Below are 388 nucleotides of genomic sequence, written 5' to 3' on the forward strand. Positions count from 1 at the left end.
GCACTACATCGGTGCGGAAAAACCGTGGAACAGCTGCGGAGTGCCGAAGCAGGGCGTGTGGATGCGCACGCTCTGGGAGTCGGGACAGACCGCTTACTATATCAAATGTCTGCCGGGTATCCTGCGACAGAAGTTCGGGCGCTACAGTTTGCGCCGCTTTCTCGGCAAACTCGCGAAGAAAATCAAGCAATAATAATCGGTGCGGTGCACCTTAGCGTGCGCCACAAAGCAGAAAAAGATGTACGGAAAAAACAAAATCGTGGTTTACACCTCCGGAACCTTCGATATGTTCCACTCGAACCACTTGAAAATGATCAAATACGCCCGCGGACTGGGCGATACGCTCATCGTGGGTGTGAGCACCGACGAACTGGTGAGCAGTTACAAG

At 53.1% G+C, this 388-nt stretch carries 2 protein-coding genes; both read left to right on the plus strand.

The features are described from left to right. Positions 1 to 193: hypothetical protein (locus tag D7Y15_RS46310; RefSeq protein ID WP_233605347.1), on the plus strand; the 193-nt coding region annotated here is incomplete at its 5' end. 45 nt (positions 194 to 238) lie between these two features. After that, positions 239 to 388: adenylyltransferase/cytidyltransferase family protein (locus tag D7Y15_RS46685; RefSeq protein ID WP_148713065.1), on the plus strand; the 150-nt coding region annotated here is incomplete at its 3' end.

This window comes from Corallococcus sp. AB030, assembly GCF_003668965.1.
In the GTDB taxonomy this organism is placed as follows: Bacteria; Myxococcota; Myxococcia; order Myxococcales; family Myxococcaceae; genus Corallococcus; species Corallococcus exiguus.